Genomic DNA, 14,181 nt, shown 5'->3' with positions numbered 1-14,181 from the left:
TCATAATGAATCCAAGGTCCTCTTTTTGTGTTAAAATTAATCTGCAATGAAAAAAATAACACATATTTATTCTAACCCCAAACAGGCAGTTTTGCCAATACTAATTCAAGATTATCTGGACATTTGTGATCCGGTGCTGACATTTGATCGATTTATGGGAGAAATCGATTTGGAGAAATATCTGAAGGAAATCCCGAAACATGAGATGGGAAGACTTCGGTATAACCCGGTCAGTATGCTGAAAACAATCCTGTTCGGATTTATGACAAATGGATATGTCTCTCTTCGTGAGCTGGAAGATAGTTGCAAAGTGAATCTAAGGTTCATGTATCTGATGGATCATGAAGTCCCATCCTATCGGACTTTTGGATATTTTATCAATGAGATACTCAGCGATTCTATTGAGAAACTATTCTATGATATCAACCAAAAAATTTTTGAGAAAGAACATACGGACCTGCAACATTTATATATTGACGGTTCTAAGTTTGAAGCCAACGCAAACAAGTATTCCTGGGTATGGAAGAAAGCGACTGAAAAATCCAGATACCGCTTATTTGAGAAGATCACTTCCCTGTTTCAGGAAATCAATCTTGAGCTTCAATACACGGGGATAAAGTTCAGTATTAATACGGAATACTCGCCAGAATACTTAAAGGAAGCCGCATCGAAATACGTAGAAATCTGGCAGTTGGATGAAACAACGTTTGTCGCCGGTAAAGGACATCGAAAGTCAGTCCAGCAGCGCCATTATGAAAAACTGAAGGAATATCTGTCAAAGCTGAATGAATATGTAGAAAAGATCCAAATCTGTGGAGATGGACGCAATAGCTATTCCAAGACTGATCATTCCGCTACTTTCATGCGAATCAAAAAGGACTATATGGGGAATGATCAGCTGCTCCCGGCGTATAATGTCCAGGTCGGTGTGGCGGATGAGTATATAGCGGTTGTTGATGTGAACCAATACCGGTCAGATATGGACTGTTTCATCCCCCTCATGAATAAGTTCCATGATATTTATGGATTCTACCCCAAATATCCGGTAGCGGATGCCGGTTACGGCTCTTATAATAACTATATTTTCTGTGAACAGAATGGACTGGAAAAATATATGAAATTCCCAATGTTTAAGAAAGAAACCACCGACAGAAACTATCATGAAGACCCATTCCGGGCAGTTAATTTCAAGATCGACGGAGATGGAAAAATGCGGTGCCCTAATGGAAAGGGATTCCATTTGCAGTACCGTAAGGCAATAAAAGGAAATGCGTATGGACGGGAAGAGGAAATTTATCAGTGCGAAGACTGCAGTGGATGTCCTTACGCGGAAAAATGCAAAAAGGGAGAAGGAAATCGTACCGTGCGTGTCAATCAGGAACTAACAAAGATGCATCAGGAGGTAATTGAAAACCTTGAGAGTATCCAGGGCGCGCTGCTTAGAATGAACCGTTCCATCCAGGCAGAAGGTACTTTTGGTATTATAAAAAATGACCGCTGGTATAAACGGATTGTGCGAAGAGGGATAAAATCCGTTCAACTTGAAGTATACCTTGTTTCACTGGGACACAATCTTTATAAATTCCACAACAAACAGATGAAAACAAAATCAGCTGCATAGATTTGAAAATCAACAAATTTATGGGGTAAGGGGGAAGTGCGCTTTTAGAGACTACTTCGTTTATGATTTTTTAGTTTAAAAGAGCGTGTGAAAAATGATTTCTCATTTTTTCACACGCCCTCTAAATGTATAAAGATGATTATTCAAACGGGTAAGGGATGTTGTGTGCAGTGAGCAAAGTCTGTAACTGCTGTATGTATTTATTTTTTCTTTCGATTTCAATCCAATTTGCGTGGCATAAGGAATCGGCTTCTTCTAACTCATGTTTTGTGATTATATAATTGTTCCATTTGATACATTTATGATTCTTGCTGAATGCACAATAATTTTCCATTAAATTTTCCTCCCAAAATGATAGGAATCATAATTCTACTTTTTCATTTGTTCAAACATGTCATCCCATTCAGTCTCATTAATCCATTCATTATCAGATGATATGGTTGCTTTACCTTCTTTGTTATAATTAGTGTTTTGGAGTGCCAATTTATATGCTTGCAATCCGTATATTCCAGTATTCATATTTGGTTGAAATGGCAATGCTTGTTCTCTTACTGCCTGTTTAGCTGCCATGGTAAAAAAGGTTGTCATGTCCATTCCGAGATTGGATAAAAGTTCCTGTAACTGAGCCTTTAGCGTTTCATCAATTCGCATGGTTACATTTGTATTTGCCATTTATGCCACTCCTTTCCTTTGATTGATATTATATTTTATGCATTTTATATTGTCAATACAATGTATTAATAATGCACATGAATAGAATTTTTTTAATTAAATTTCAGAGCTTGTTTCAGATTTAAAAGTATTTGGCACTTGTAGTTTGAGAAAAAACTGATTTTATGCTACCATATATTTATTGAAAAGTCTGCATGTACAGGGAAAAGGTGAGAAAATATTAAATATTTGTGATGCGGGAATTAAAGAACGTACATGATAAGTTTGTTATTGGTGAGATGAAATGAAACTTGAATTGGAGAACAAGGAGCGTGCCATGATTAACCGTGGCACGAGTGGTGCTGTAAAATCTAAAATACATCGATTAAAATCGCGGGTTTGTATTGCCAGCATATTGTTGGCAGGATGAAAAATCAGAATCATATCTGCAAGAAAGTCAATAAGAGTAGGATAAAAGCCTACAATGGGCAACTTTTTTTGGAGGCAAGATTATGCGTGAAGAATATAATATCATGAATTTAAAGCCAAGAAAAAATCCTTATGTTAAAACGTGTAAGAAGCAGGATACAATCAATCCTGATGAAAACGTGACCTCGCATTTAAAAAATCAGTCTAAAGCAGTTGGTATTTCACACCAGAGTTCCAGCAATTTGTAGCAAACGGAATCGGTTTATGATTTTTTTACTGGCTGAAATATTGAATTTTGAAGTTTCAGGATACATTATTGCTGTGGAAAGTTTTTGCGATTTAAAAGTGCCGTAATTAATTGTGACACTCTATTGTATGAAGAATAAATATTACTGGAGTGAGCCGTTTGTTAGGCTTTGAGAGACAATGTTCCAGCGAGCAAAAAGTGCCATAATTAATTGTGGCACTTAATCGTGTTCAAAGAACTGTTACGTATGGTTACTAAAATAGGGATAGAGTTGTTCGAAATATGATGAAAAAATCTTGGAATAACTTAGACCGGAAGATAACAGAATTGATTTGATTGATATTTGCGCAAAAGCCAGAAATAAAAAAATCAAGAATATTTGGACTTATTTATAGTAAATAATGGAGGTTTGATCATGGAGGCAGATACCGATAAAAAAGAAAAATCGACGTTATTCGATCAAAAAAAATTTTTGGTTCCTGTCATGTATATAGCCATTGATTTAAAATCCTTTTACGCCTCCGTAGAGTGTGTGGAGCGGGGGCTGGATCCTTTAAAGACCAATCTGGTAGTTGCGGATATAAGCCGTACGGAAAAAACCATCTGTCTGGCAGTGTCCCCCTCCCTTAAGGCCCATGGCATTCCCGGCCGCGCAAGGCTTTTTGAGGTGGTTCAGAGGACAAAGGAGGTAAATGCCCTTCGCAGATTAAACGCACCGGGAAGGAAGCTTACAGGGGAGTCCTGGAAGGATGATGAATTAAAGGCAGACCCGTCTCTGGCTCTTTCTTACATCATTGCTCCGCCCAGAATGGCGGAATATATGAAATGGAGCGCCAGGATTTACAATATTTATCTGAAATACATTGCGCCGGAGGATATTCATGTCTATTCCATTGACGAGGTGTTTATGGATGTAACCCAGTATCTGGAAATTTATGGTATGACTCCGGCACAGCTGGCTGGAAAAATAATCAGGGATGTGCTGGCACAGACCGGGATAACGGCAGCAGGAGGGATTGCACCGAATCTTTACCTGTGTAAAGCTGCCTTGGACATTGTTGCAAAGCATGTGTCCCCGGATGAGGATGGGGTGCGGATCGCCCAGCTAAATGAGATGTCTTACCGCAGGCTCTTATGGAATCACCGGCCTTTGACGGATTTTTGGAGAGTTGGAAAGGGATATGCCCGGAAACTGGAAGAAAATGGAATCTATACCATGGGAGATGTGGCAAGATGTTCCCTGGGAAAGCAGGGAGAGGCCCACAGCGAGGAACTGTTGTACCGGCTGTTTGGGATCAATGCAGAGCTTTTGATCGATCACGCCTGGGGATGGGAACCCTGCACGATTCAGGATATCAAGTCCTATAAGCCTCAGACGAACAGCCTTTGTTCCGGTCAGGTGCTGCGCGGTCCGTCCTCCTGGGATCAGGCCAGACTGGTGGTGAAGGAAATGGCTGATCAGCTTGCGTTAGATTTGGTAGAAAAAGGGCTGGTTACGGATCAGATCGTGCTTACTGTGGGCTATGACAGGGAAAATCTGACCGATCCGTTGCGCAGAGGCGCCTATGGGGGAGAGATCACCTCCGACCGGTATGGCCGTCCTGTTCCAAAGCATGCACACGGTACCCGGAATCTGGATCAGCCCACCTCCTCAGCCAGAAAGCTCAGGGAAGCGGCGGCAGCTCTTTTTGACCGGATCGCGGATCCGGGGCTTCTGGTTCGCAGGCTTTATGTGACAGCCGGACGGGCCGTGCCGGAGGAAAATATAAAAAAAGAAGAGGTTTATGAACAGCTGGATCTGTTTACCGATTATATGGCGTTAGAGCAGCAGAGAAAGAAGGAAAATGAGGCGCTGGAACGGGAAAAGAAAATGCAGCAGGCTATGGTGGATATTCGGAAAAAGTTTGGGAAAAACGCTATTTTAAAGGGAATGAATCTGGAGGAAGGCGCTACGGCCAGAGAACGAAACCGTCAGATCGGAGGTCATAAAGCATGATCGGGAAAAATAACAGGCTTTATACAGGCCCGGATGCAGAATGGGAGCGAAGGGTAAGAGAGAGCATGGAGGCAGGAAAAGAATGGGCTTTTAAAGTTCCGTCCCATGCGTATGATGATATCATTCATCTGCCTCACCATGTATCCTCTGTCCATCCTCCCATGTCTCTTCACGACCGGGCGGCTCAGTTTTCGCCCTTTGCTGCCCTGAGTGGCTTTGAAGGGGCAATAAGGGAAACAGAGAGGCTTACAGAGGGGAAAATAGAACTGGATGAGGAAGAAGCGGGCCGGCTGGACGAAAGGCTCAGACAGATCCGGCAGCATCTTTCCGTCTGCCCCCGTGTTTCTCTTACCTGGTTTTTGCCGGATGAGAGAAAGAACGGAGGCTCCTATGAAAGGGCTGCCGGAAGGGTAAAAAAGCTGGATCCGGTCCAGGGGCTTCTTGTCTTCACGGACGGAAGGAAGATCCCGCTGGAGCAAATTGTCTGGATTGAAGAAGAGACGGGGATATCTGATTTTTAAGAACAGTGTCCGTTGCAGCCGTACTGACATCCCGTAGGCGTTACGGCACAGCCGCCCATGGCAGTTTCCCGAAGTTCGCCGGGAAGTTTTTTGCCTACGGTATACATAGCTTCCAGCATTTCATCAAAGGGAATCAGCTGGGGGATTCCAGCCAAAGCCAGTTCTGCAGCGATCATGGCATTTGCTACACCGGAAGCATTTCTCATCTGGCAGGGATATTCAACCAGACCGCCTACCGGATCGCAGACCAGTCCCAGCATATTCATAAGAACTGTGCTTGCAGCATAGAGACACTGGCGAGGTGAGCCTCCCATAAGTTCTACGGCGGCAGAAGCAGCCATGGCAGAAGCAACGCCTACTTCGGCCTGACAGCCGCCTACTGCGCCTGCTACAGTGGCATTGCGCATGGCCAGATATCCGATTGCTCCGGCATTAAACAAAGCATCAACAGCCTGACTGTCAGAAAAATCATGTTCCTCTTTTAAAGAAAGAACTACTCCGGGGACAATACCTGAGGAGCCTGCAGTGGGGGCAGCTACGATCAGACCCATGGAGGCATTGACCTCCAGTACAGCCATGGCATAGGTAATTCCCCGGCTGACTGCTGTACCGCAGATGTTTTTTTCAGCTTTAAAAAGCTGATTCAGCTGTTTTGCTTCTCCTCCGATGAGGCCGCCGATGGATTTTCCGGGGGAGGAAATAGGGGAGAGGGCTGCCTCTTTCATAATATTCCATGCAGTTTCCATTCGTGTGTATATGGAAGATTCTGTTTTTTCTGTCTGGTCACTTTCGCGTAAAAGCATAGCTCTGGAAATGCTTATTTTTTCTTTTTCACAAAATTCCAACAATTCTTTTCCGTTCTTAAAATCAGTATTCATGATCTGGATTCTCCTTTTGTATATGAAACGTATTCGGAAAATGAGTTACAGATGAACCAGCATTACATTTCGCACAGAAGGATTCTGGCAGATTTTTTCGCTGACAGAATCCGGAAGCTCATCATCAGATTCTACGATAGAGTAAGCAGTCTGTCCTTTTTCTTCACGGAAGAGTTTCATAAAGGCAATATTGATGTTTTCTTCTGCCAGACAGCGTGTAATGTGGGCCACAACACCGGGAGTATCCTGATGGATTACAATAGCAGTGCTGTATTCACCGGTAAAGTCTACGTCTACCTGATTGATACGGCTGATGCGGATTTTTCCGCCGCCTAAAGATTCTCCCCGCACTGTAAGTGTCTGACCGTCTTCATTAACCATGGTAATATCTACAGTATTGGGATGATCTACCTCTTCTGTCTCGTTGATATGAAAATGGTATTCAAGTCCTTTTTCTTCAGCAATGGAGAAAGAGTCAGGGATACGTTTGTCATCAGTCGTAAATCCCATAATACCGCCCAGAAGAGCCCGGTCAGTTCCGTGACCACGGTAGGTTTTGGCAAAAGAGCCGTAGAGGGTAAAATCCACTTTTTTTAAAGGTCCGTTTATCATTTTCTGAGCCAAAAAGGCCAGGGAATCAGCACCTGCGGTATGGGAGCTGGAAGGCCCGATCATGTTGGGGCCTATTACATCAAAAACACTGATAAATGCCATAATGCAGTTCCTTTCTGTTTTCTGGTATTGCCATAGATCTGGAGTATAGTTTTATCCTTGACGTTACTATATATAAAGTATATCATGTAGAATAGGAAGAATCAAATTCATGGATTATATAGATTGATTGAAAAAAATTCATAACAGGATTGAAAAGGAGAGAATGAGGTGGAGATACGTCAGATACAGTCTTTTGTAACCATTACTCAGACAGGAAGCTTTTCCGGAGCAGCCCAGTTACTGGGATATTCCCAGTCAGCAATTACGGTTCAGATTCGTCTTCTGGAGGAAGAACTGGGAGTCAGGCTGTTTGACCGTATGGGTAAAAAGATAGGTCTGACTTCCCAGGGAAAGCGTTTTTTACTTTGCGCAGATGAGATACTAAAGCAGGTACAAATGGCAGGAGAGTTGAAAAATACAGGGGAAGAGCTTAAGGATCCTCTTCATATCGGTACCCTGACATCCATCTGCTTTTCAAAGTTTCCTCCGATTCTGCAGTATTTCAGAGAGCACCATCCCAGGGTTCCTATTCGTATTACCACTGCATCTCCGGGAGAACTGATTGACATGATGGAGCATAATCAGCTGGATCTGGTTTACCTGTTGGATCGTTCACGCTACAGTGATCGATGGGAAAAGGTGATGGAGGTACCGGAACCGGTGATGTTTGTGGCTTCTCCACGGTTTCATTTGGCCGGGCAGAAGGAGATTTATCTGGAGCAGCTTCTGAAAGAGCCTTTTCTTCTGACAGAGAGAAACGAAAACTACCGCAGGGAGCTGGATCAGTTTCTGGAATCCAGAGGAGTAACACTGACTCCGTTTTTGGAAATCAGCAGTACGGAATTTATTATACGTATGGTGTGTGAAAACAGAGGAATTACCTATCTGCCGTATTTTGCCGTGGAGAAGAATATAGAAGAAAAAAATCTTATGGTACTTAATGTGCCTGATTTTAAGCTTCAGATGTATCGTCAGATCTTTTATTATAAAAACAAATGGAAAACTCCGGAAATGGAGGAATTTATCCGTTTAGCCCGTGAACTGCGGTAGCGAAAATTTCGCTCCGCAGTTTTTTGTCTATAAAAATAGGTTTAAAAACAGGATAACAATTCATATATTTTTAAATCACAATGAAATAAAAATAAGTCTTCCATTAAAAAATCACAAATAATTTTCCAAAATCCCCAAAGCCTATTATGGGAAAATTATGCATATTTTATTTTCATAATGTGAAAGTTATCAATTTATAACAATTTCCATATTTGAAATGGGAATATCAGGTGGCTATAATAGCGTCGAAATGAAAAAGAAACCGTTTTGGAGGAAAGGATGGTGAGATAAGTTGGATCAGCTGGTTGAATCATTGATGGAAGAATTGAATTGTAACACTGTATTTACAATTCCCATATTTGGAGGAATTCAGGTCTTTGAATCTGTGGTGGTAACCTGGATAATCATGGCAGTTCTGATGGGGGCTTCCCTGATCCTGACCAGACATTTGAAGGTCAGGAATATAAGTACACGTCAAGCAGCGCTGGAAAGTGGCTTTTCATTTGTTTACAGCTTCTTTTCAGATCTGCTGGGAGAAGAGGGAAAAGAATATATTCCCTATCTGATCACAGTAGCGGTTTATATTGCAATTGCAAACATGATCGGCCTTTTGGGATTTAAATCTCCCACAAAGGATCTGAATGTAACTGCATCACTGGCGGTTATGAGTATTATTTTAGTAGAGGCTGCAGGAATCCGCAGTAAAGGCGTAAAGGGCTGGATCAGAAGTTTTGCGGAGCCAATACCCATTGTTGCGCCGATTAATGTGTTGGAGCTTTTTATCCGTCCGCTGTCACTGTGCATGCGTTTGTTTGGAAATGTATTGGGAGCAATTGTGGTCATGGCTTTAATAAAGTATCTTGTGCCTCTGGTGCTTCCCCTTCCGTTCAGCGGATATTTTGATATATTTGATGGAGTGATACAGGCATACGTGTTTGTTTTTCTTACATCATTATATATAAAAGAGGCAATTGAATAAACAAAAACAAATAAAAGGAGATTGAAAAAATGTCAGGAATTATCGCAATTGGAGCAGCAGTAGCAGTTATTACAGGAATTGGAGCAGGAATTGGAATCGGTATGGCAACTTCTAAAGCAGTTGATGCAATCGCAAGACAGCCTGAGGCAGACGGTAAGATCACAAAGGCTCTTCTGCTGGGATGTGCCCTTGCAGAGGCTACTGCAATTTATGGTTTTGTTATCGGCCTTCTGATTATCCTGTTTTTAAAGTAAGTTGGAATAGAAAGGCATTTTGAATATGTTAAGAATAAGCGTTTGGAATATTGCTTTTACGATCATTAATATTCTGGTGCTGTTTTTCTTCATGAGGCACTTCCTGATGAAACCTGTCATGGAAATTCTGGAGGAAAGAAAGAAGCTGGTGGAAAAGGATCTGGACGAGGCAGACAGATCAAAAATCCAGGCAGCAGAACTCAAAGAGAGGTATGAGGCATCTCTTGCAGCTGCTAAAAAAGAGGCCGACTGTATCGTAGCAAAGGCCAGGCAGCAGGCGCAGAGTGAATATGAACGTATGATGGAACAGGCAGATCAGGATGCCAGGAAAAAACTGCAGGCTTCTGAAAAGACCATGGAACTGGAACGGGAAAAGGTATTAAATGAATTGAGAACCTCTGTAACAGGACTTGCCATGACAGCTGCCGCAAGGCTTTTGACAGAGAAGAACAGCCCGGAATGGAATAAACGGCAGTATGATGTATTTCTGGCAGGTGAAGGTGAGAAGAATGACTGAACAGACACGGATGTACGGAAGGGTTCTTTATGAATTGCATCTTCCTGAAAAAATGGTATGTGAGATGGTAAAGGTTATTCGGGAAAATCCACTGTTGGTTCAGATCCTGTCAGATCCGGTGCTGCCGTCATTTAAAAAGGACAGAATAATTGAAAAAGTGTGGCGGGCCTCTGAGTTTACGGAAATAGTACCTTCCTTTCTGAAAAAGGTATGTGCAGCAGGCTGTATTGGCAGTATGGATTCCATACTGTCAGTATGGGAACAGTGCCTGAGGGATGAAAAAGGAATTATTCAGGCAGAACTTTTTTACGTTACACCGCCAGATGAGGAGGAACTTCAGAAAATCCGCAGATTTTTGTGTGGAAAATATGGAAAAAAAGAGGTTCAGTTTATACTGGCGTCTGCCCCGGAACTGATCGGAGGTTTTCTTCTTCGAACAGAAAATGTGGAATATGACTATAGTCTGAAAAGCCGGTTAGAAGAACTTTTTGGTATATAGGAGAATAGGAGTTATCATTATGAGTACAATCAGTTCTCAGGAAGTTATCTCCATCGTAAAGGGCGAGATTGAGGATTACGATGCTCATGCAGGCAGAATTCGTGAAACCGGATCTGTAATCTGGGTGGGAGATGGAATTGCCATTGTATATGGAATCGATCACGCTATGTATGGAGAGATTGTGATATTTGAAAACGGTGTTCGCGGTATGGTTCAGGACATTCGTAAAAATGAGATTGGCTGTATCCTTTTTGGAAAAGATACAGGAATTATGGAAGGTACAAAGGTAACAAGGACAAGAAAACGGGCTGGAGTTCCTGTGGGAAGCGGATTTTTAGGCCGTGTCGTCAATGCGCTCGGTGATACTATAGACGGTCTTGGTCCTGTAAAAGAAGAGGATTATTATCCGGTAGAGCGGGAGGCTCCTGGAATAGTGGAAAGAAAATCCGTAAGTGTTCCAATGGAAACGGGTATTCTTGCTATTGATTCCATGTTCCCTATTGGCCGGGGGCAGCGAGAGCTGATTATCGGTGACCGTCAGACTGGGAAAACATCCATTGCACTGGATACTATTATCAATCAGAAAGGAAAGGATGTAATCTGTATCTATGTTGCTATAGGACAGAAGGCATCTACAGTTGCAAAGCTGGTTAATACTCTGAAAAATAAGGATGCACTGGATTATACGGTGGTGATGGCGTCTACAGCCAGCGATCCGGCTCCTCTGCAGTATATTGCCCCCTACGCAGGAACTGCAATGGCGGAATATTTTATGCATCAGGGAAAAGATGTGCTGATCGTCTATGACGATCTGTCCAAGCATGCTGTAGCGTACAGAGCGCTGTCTCTGCTTTTGGAACGCTCTCCGGGCCGTGAAGCATATCCGGGAGATGTATTCTATCTTCATTCCAGACTTCTGGAACGGTCCTGCCGGTTAAATGACCAGCTTGGAGGAGGGTCGATCACAGCTCTCCCTGTTATAGAAACACAGGCGGGAGACGTGTCAGCTTATATTCCCACTAATGTTATTTCTATTACAGACGGACAGATTTTCCTGGAAAGCGATCTGTTTTTTGCAGGTATGCGTCCGGCAGTGAATGTGGGACTTTCCGTATCACGTGTGGGAGGAGCTGCTCAGACCAAGGCCATGAAAAAGGCCAGCGGAAGTATACGAATTGATCTGGCCCAGTATCGCGAGATGGAGGTTTTTACTCAGTTCAGTTCAGATTTGGATGAGGCTACAAAGGAGCAGCTGGCTTACGGAAAACGTCTGATGGAGCTGTTAAAGCAGCCTTTGGGCCGTCCCTTATCTCTTCATGAACAGGTGATTACGCTGTGTGCCGTGACACATAAGGTCATGCTTACGGCAGAGGTCAGACAGATCAAGGAATTCCAGATGGGAATGCTGGAGTGGTTTGACCGGAAACATCCGGAACTTGGAAATGAGATTGAGGAAACGAAGGTCTTAAGCGATGAGCTTGCAGACAGGATCGTGGCTGCGGCGAACGAGTTTAAGGAGGCAGTATGGCAAACGCAAGAGAGATCCAGAGCCGTATAAAAAGTATTAAGGATACACGCAAGATCACAAATGCCATGTATTTGATCTCATCAACCAAGCTGAAAAAAAGCAGAAAGCTTCTGGCAGATACAGAACCTTATTTTTATACTCTGCAGGGAGTAATACGACGTATTCTGCGTCATATGGAGGTTACAGAGCATCCGTTTTTTGACATGAGAGAAGATATTCCCAACGGTCAGCGTTCCAGAGGGTTGGTTGTGATCACAGGAGATAAGGGGCTTGCAGGTGCGTATAACCACAATATTCTGAAATTGGCAGGTGAGTGGATGGAAGAAAGCGGGAATAATCACCTGTATGTGGTTGGAGAACTGGGAAGACAGTATTTTTCTGCCCGGCATATTCCCATAGAAGAGCAGTTCCATTATACGGTTCAGAATCCATCCATGCACCGGGCAAGAATGATTGCTTCCCGTGTCCTTCAGGATTTTATGGATAAACGTCTGGATGAAGTCTGGGTTATTTATACAGAAATGGTAAATTCCATGAAAATGGAGGCACGGACAGAACAGCTCCTGCCTCTGAAAAAAGAAGATTTTGGAAGTCTTGTGATTCCGGCGGATACTCATCAGGAGGAGATCCAGATGGTTCCTTCTCCTGAAGCAGTACTGGATCATGTAGTACCCAATTATGTAACCGGCTTTGTATTTGGCGCCCTGGTGGAGTCTTTCTGCAGTGAACAGAATTCACGAATGATGGCTATGCAGTCTGCAAGTGATAATGGGGCAAAGCTGCTGAATGAGCTGGCTATTGAATATAATCGTGTGCGTCAGGCTGCCATTACTCAGGAAATCACTGAGGTAATAGGCGGAGCCAGATCACAGAGAAAGAAACGATAGGAGGAGCCATGAATAAAGGAAAGATCGTGCAGGTTATGGGACCTGTAGTAGATGTGGCATTTGAGAATGGCGCTCTTCCCCATATTCAGGATGCCCTTGTGACATACAACGAAGGAAAACGCTGTGTAATGGAGGTGGCTCAGCATATTGGCGGAGATGTAGTCCGCTGCGTAATGCTGGCTTCCAGCGAGGGCCTGTATAAGGATATGGAGGTTGAGGCGACCGGAAGAGGGATCTGTGTGCCGGTAGGAGAGAAAACACTGGGACGGCTCTTTAATGTTCTGGGTGAAACAATTGACGGCGGAGAAAGTCTGGAAAAAGAGGAAAAGTGGGTTATTCACAGAGATCCGCCATCCTTTGAAGACCAGAGTCCCGTAGTTGAAATGCTGGAAACAGGAATCAAGGTGATTGACCTTCTTGCTCCGTATGCAAAAGGAGGAAAAATCGGACTTTTTGGCGGCGCCGGAGTAGGAAAGACAGTGCTGATCCAGGAGCTGATCACCAACATAGCAATGGAACATGGCGGATACTCCATTTTTACCGGAGTCGGTGAACGTTCCAGAGAGGGAAATGATCTTTGGACAGAAATGGGAGAATCCGGAGTGCTAAAAAAAACAGCGCTGGTATTTGGACAGATGAACGAGCCGCCGGGGGCCCGTATGAGAGTAGCGGAAACAGGGCTTACCATGGCAGAATACTTCCGCGATGTACAGCATCAGGATGTGCTGCTGTTTATTGATAATATTTTCCGTTTTGTTCAGGCAGGCTCTGAGGTCTCGGCTCTTTTGGGACGTATGCCCTCTGCTGTAGGATATCAGCCGACGCTGGCAACCGATGTAGGCGCACTTCAGGAGCGGATCGCATCTACAAAAAACGGATCTGTTACCTCGGTACAGGCAGTTTATGTGCCTGCGGATGATTTGACAGATCCGGCGCCCGCCACAACCTTTGCCCACCTGGATGCAACCACAGTCCTTTCCAGAAAAATTGTAGAACAGGGAATTTATCCGGCAGTGGATCCTCTGGAATCCACATCGCGTATTCTGGAAGAGGATGTAGTAGGTAAAGAGCATTATGAGGTGGCAAATAAGGTGCAGCAGATGCTTCAGAAATACAAGGAGCTGCAGGACATTATCGCCATCCTCGGTATGGAGGAGTTGTCTGAGGAGGATAAGCTTACGGTAGGGCGCGCCAGAAAAATACAGAGATTTTTGTCTCAGCCCTTCCATGTAGCTGAGAATTTTACCGGTGTTCCGGGAAAATATGTACCTGTTAAGGAAACGGTCCGGGGCTTTAAGATGATCATTGACGGAGAAATGGATTCTTATCCGGAAGCAGCCTTCTTTAATGTGGGAACCATTGATGAAGTGATCGAAAAAGCCAGGTCCATGGAGGAAAAGGAGCGGTAAT

General features: G+C 43.6%; 16 protein-coding genes. 12 read left to right on the top strand and 4 right to left on the bottom strand.

Going from position 1 to position 14,181, the window contains the following annotated elements:
* Window positions 1-46 precede the first annotated feature (46 nt).
* Complete coding sequence (locus WKT10_RS10500) at window positions 47-1,621, top strand: IS1182 family transposase (RefSeq protein WP_340277074.1); 1,575 nt, start codon at window positions 47-49, stop codon at window positions 1,619-1,621.
* Window positions 1,622-1,760: 139 nt separating this feature from the next.
* Here WKT10_RS10500 and WKT10_RS10495 read toward each other — a convergent pair whose 3' ends face one another.
* A complete protein-coding gene (locus tag WKT10_RS10495; RefSeq protein ID WP_340277072.1) occupies window positions 1,761-1,955 on the bottom strand; it encodes a mobility-associated LCxxNW protein in 195 nt (64 codons plus the stop codon).
* A gap of 35 nt (window positions 1,956-1,990) precedes the next feature.
* Window positions 1,991-2,293 carry a type II toxin-antitoxin system RelB/DinJ family antitoxin gene (locus WKT10_RS10490; RefSeq protein WP_340277070.1) on the bottom strand — a complete coding sequence of 101 codons (303 nt, stop codon included), beginning with the start codon at window positions 2,291-2,293 and terminating at the stop codon, window positions 1,991-1,993.
* A gap of 491 nt (window positions 2,294-2,784) precedes the next feature.
* Between WKT10_RS10490 and WKT10_RS10485 the strand changes: the two genes are divergently transcribed.
* The 3 genes from WKT10_RS10485 to WKT10_RS10475 all read left to right on the top strand — a co-directional run bounded on the left by WKT10_RS10485 (window position 2,785) and on the right by WKT10_RS10475 (window position 5,465).
* Window positions 2,785-2,949 (top strand): antitoxin, encoded by a 165-nt coding sequence (locus tag WKT10_RS10485; RefSeq protein WP_340277068.1) that lies wholly within the window; start codon window positions 2,785-2,787, stop codon window positions 2,947-2,949.
* Window positions 2,950-3,432: 483 nt separating this feature from the next.
* A complete protein-coding gene (locus tag WKT10_RS10480; protein WP_340277085.1) occupies window positions 3,433-4,944 on the top strand; it encodes a Y-family DNA polymerase in 1,512 nt (503 codons plus the stop codon).
* Window positions 4,941-5,465: a hypothetical protein gene (locus WKT10_RS10475; RefSeq protein WP_340277066.1), complete on the top strand. Its 525-nt coding sequence runs from the start codon at window positions 4,941-4,943 to the stop codon at window positions 5,463-5,465. The genes WKT10_RS10480 and WKT10_RS10475 overlap by 4 nt, the downstream gene beginning before the upstream one ends.
* Here the strand turns inward: WKT10_RS10475 and sdaAA are convergent.
* On the bottom strand, window positions 5,462-6,343 hold the full coding sequence (gene sdaAA, locus WKT10_RS10470; protein ID WP_337433965.1) for an L-serine ammonia-lyase, iron-sulfur-dependent, subunit alpha: 882 nt from the start codon (window positions 6,341-6,343) through the stop codon (window positions 5,462-5,464). The genes WKT10_RS10475 and sdaAA overlap by 4 nt on opposite strands.
* 45 nt (window positions 6,344-6,388) lie before the next feature.
* Window positions 6,389-7,057, bottom strand: coding sequence for an L-serine ammonia-lyase, iron-sulfur-dependent subunit beta (gene sdaAB / locus WKT10_RS10465; RefSeq protein ID WP_066549475.1), 669 nt, complete (start codon window positions 7,055-7,057; stop codon window positions 6,389-6,391).
* Between the two features lie 168 nt (window positions 7,058-7,225).
* On the opposite strand from sdaAB, the gene WKT10_RS10460 reads away from it, so the two are divergent.
* The 8 genes from WKT10_RS10460 (at window position 7,226) to atpD (ending at window position 14,180) form a co-directional block, all read left to right on the top strand.
* Window positions 7,226-8,107 carry a LysR family transcriptional regulator gene (locus WKT10_RS10460; protein ID WP_066549468.1) on the top strand — a complete coding sequence of 294 codons (882 nt, stop codon included), beginning with the start codon at window positions 7,226-7,228 and terminating at the stop codon, window positions 8,105-8,107.
* Window positions 8,108-8,399: 292 nt separating this feature from the next.
* Complete coding sequence (locus WKT10_RS10455) at window positions 8,400-9,086, top strand: F0F1 ATP synthase subunit A (protein WP_066549466.1); 687 nt, start codon at window positions 8,400-8,402, stop codon at window positions 9,084-9,086.
* Window positions 9,087-9,115: 29 nt separating this feature from the next.
* Entirely contained in the window at window positions 9,116-9,340 is a 225-nt protein-coding gene (gene atpE, locus WKT10_RS10450) for an ATP synthase F0 subunit C (protein WP_066549462.1), read from the top strand.
* A gap of 25 nt (window positions 9,341-9,365) precedes the next feature.
* The gene (atpF, locus tag WKT10_RS10445) at window positions 9,366-9,857 is read left to right on the top strand and encodes a F0F1 ATP synthase subunit B (RefSeq protein ID WP_340277062.1); all 492 of its coding nucleotides are present in this window, start codon (window positions 9,366-9,368) and stop codon (window positions 9,855-9,857) included.
* The gene (locus tag WKT10_RS10440) at window positions 9,850-10,356 is read left to right on the top strand and encodes a F0F1 ATP synthase subunit delta (protein ID WP_066549458.1); all 507 of its coding nucleotides are present in this window, start codon (window positions 9,850-9,852) and stop codon (window positions 10,354-10,356) included. Before atpF ends, WKT10_RS10440 begins: the two co-directional genes overlap by 8 nt.
* Before the next feature lie 19 nt (window positions 10,357-10,375).
* The gene (gene atpA, locus WKT10_RS10435) at window positions 10,376-11,914 is read left to right on the top strand and encodes a F0F1 ATP synthase subunit alpha (RefSeq protein ID WP_340277060.1); all 1,539 of its coding nucleotides are present in this window, start codon (window positions 10,376-10,378) and stop codon (window positions 11,912-11,914) included.
* On the top strand, window positions 11,881-12,771 hold the full coding sequence (atpG, locus tag WKT10_RS10430; RefSeq protein WP_340277058.1) for an ATP synthase F1 subunit gamma: 891 nt from the start codon (window positions 11,881-11,883) through the stop codon (window positions 12,769-12,771). Before atpA ends, atpG begins: the two co-directional genes overlap by 34 nt.
* Window positions 12,772-12,779: 8 nt before the next feature.
* Window positions 12,780-14,180 (top strand): F0F1 ATP synthase subunit beta, encoded by a 1,401-nt coding sequence (gene atpD / locus WKT10_RS10425; RefSeq protein ID WP_066549451.1) that lies wholly within the window; start codon window positions 12,780-12,782, stop codon window positions 14,178-14,180.
* Window position 14,181 lies beyond the last annotated feature (1 nt).

Origin of the sequence: Enterocloster sp. HCN-30185 (assembly GCF_037890305.1) — a bacterium.
Lineage (GTDB): Bacteria > Bacillota > Clostridia > Lachnospirales > Lachnospiraceae > Enterocloster.
The sequence above is the reverse complement of the archived record's forward strand: the minus strand, read 5'-3'. Positions and strand labels throughout refer to the sequence as shown.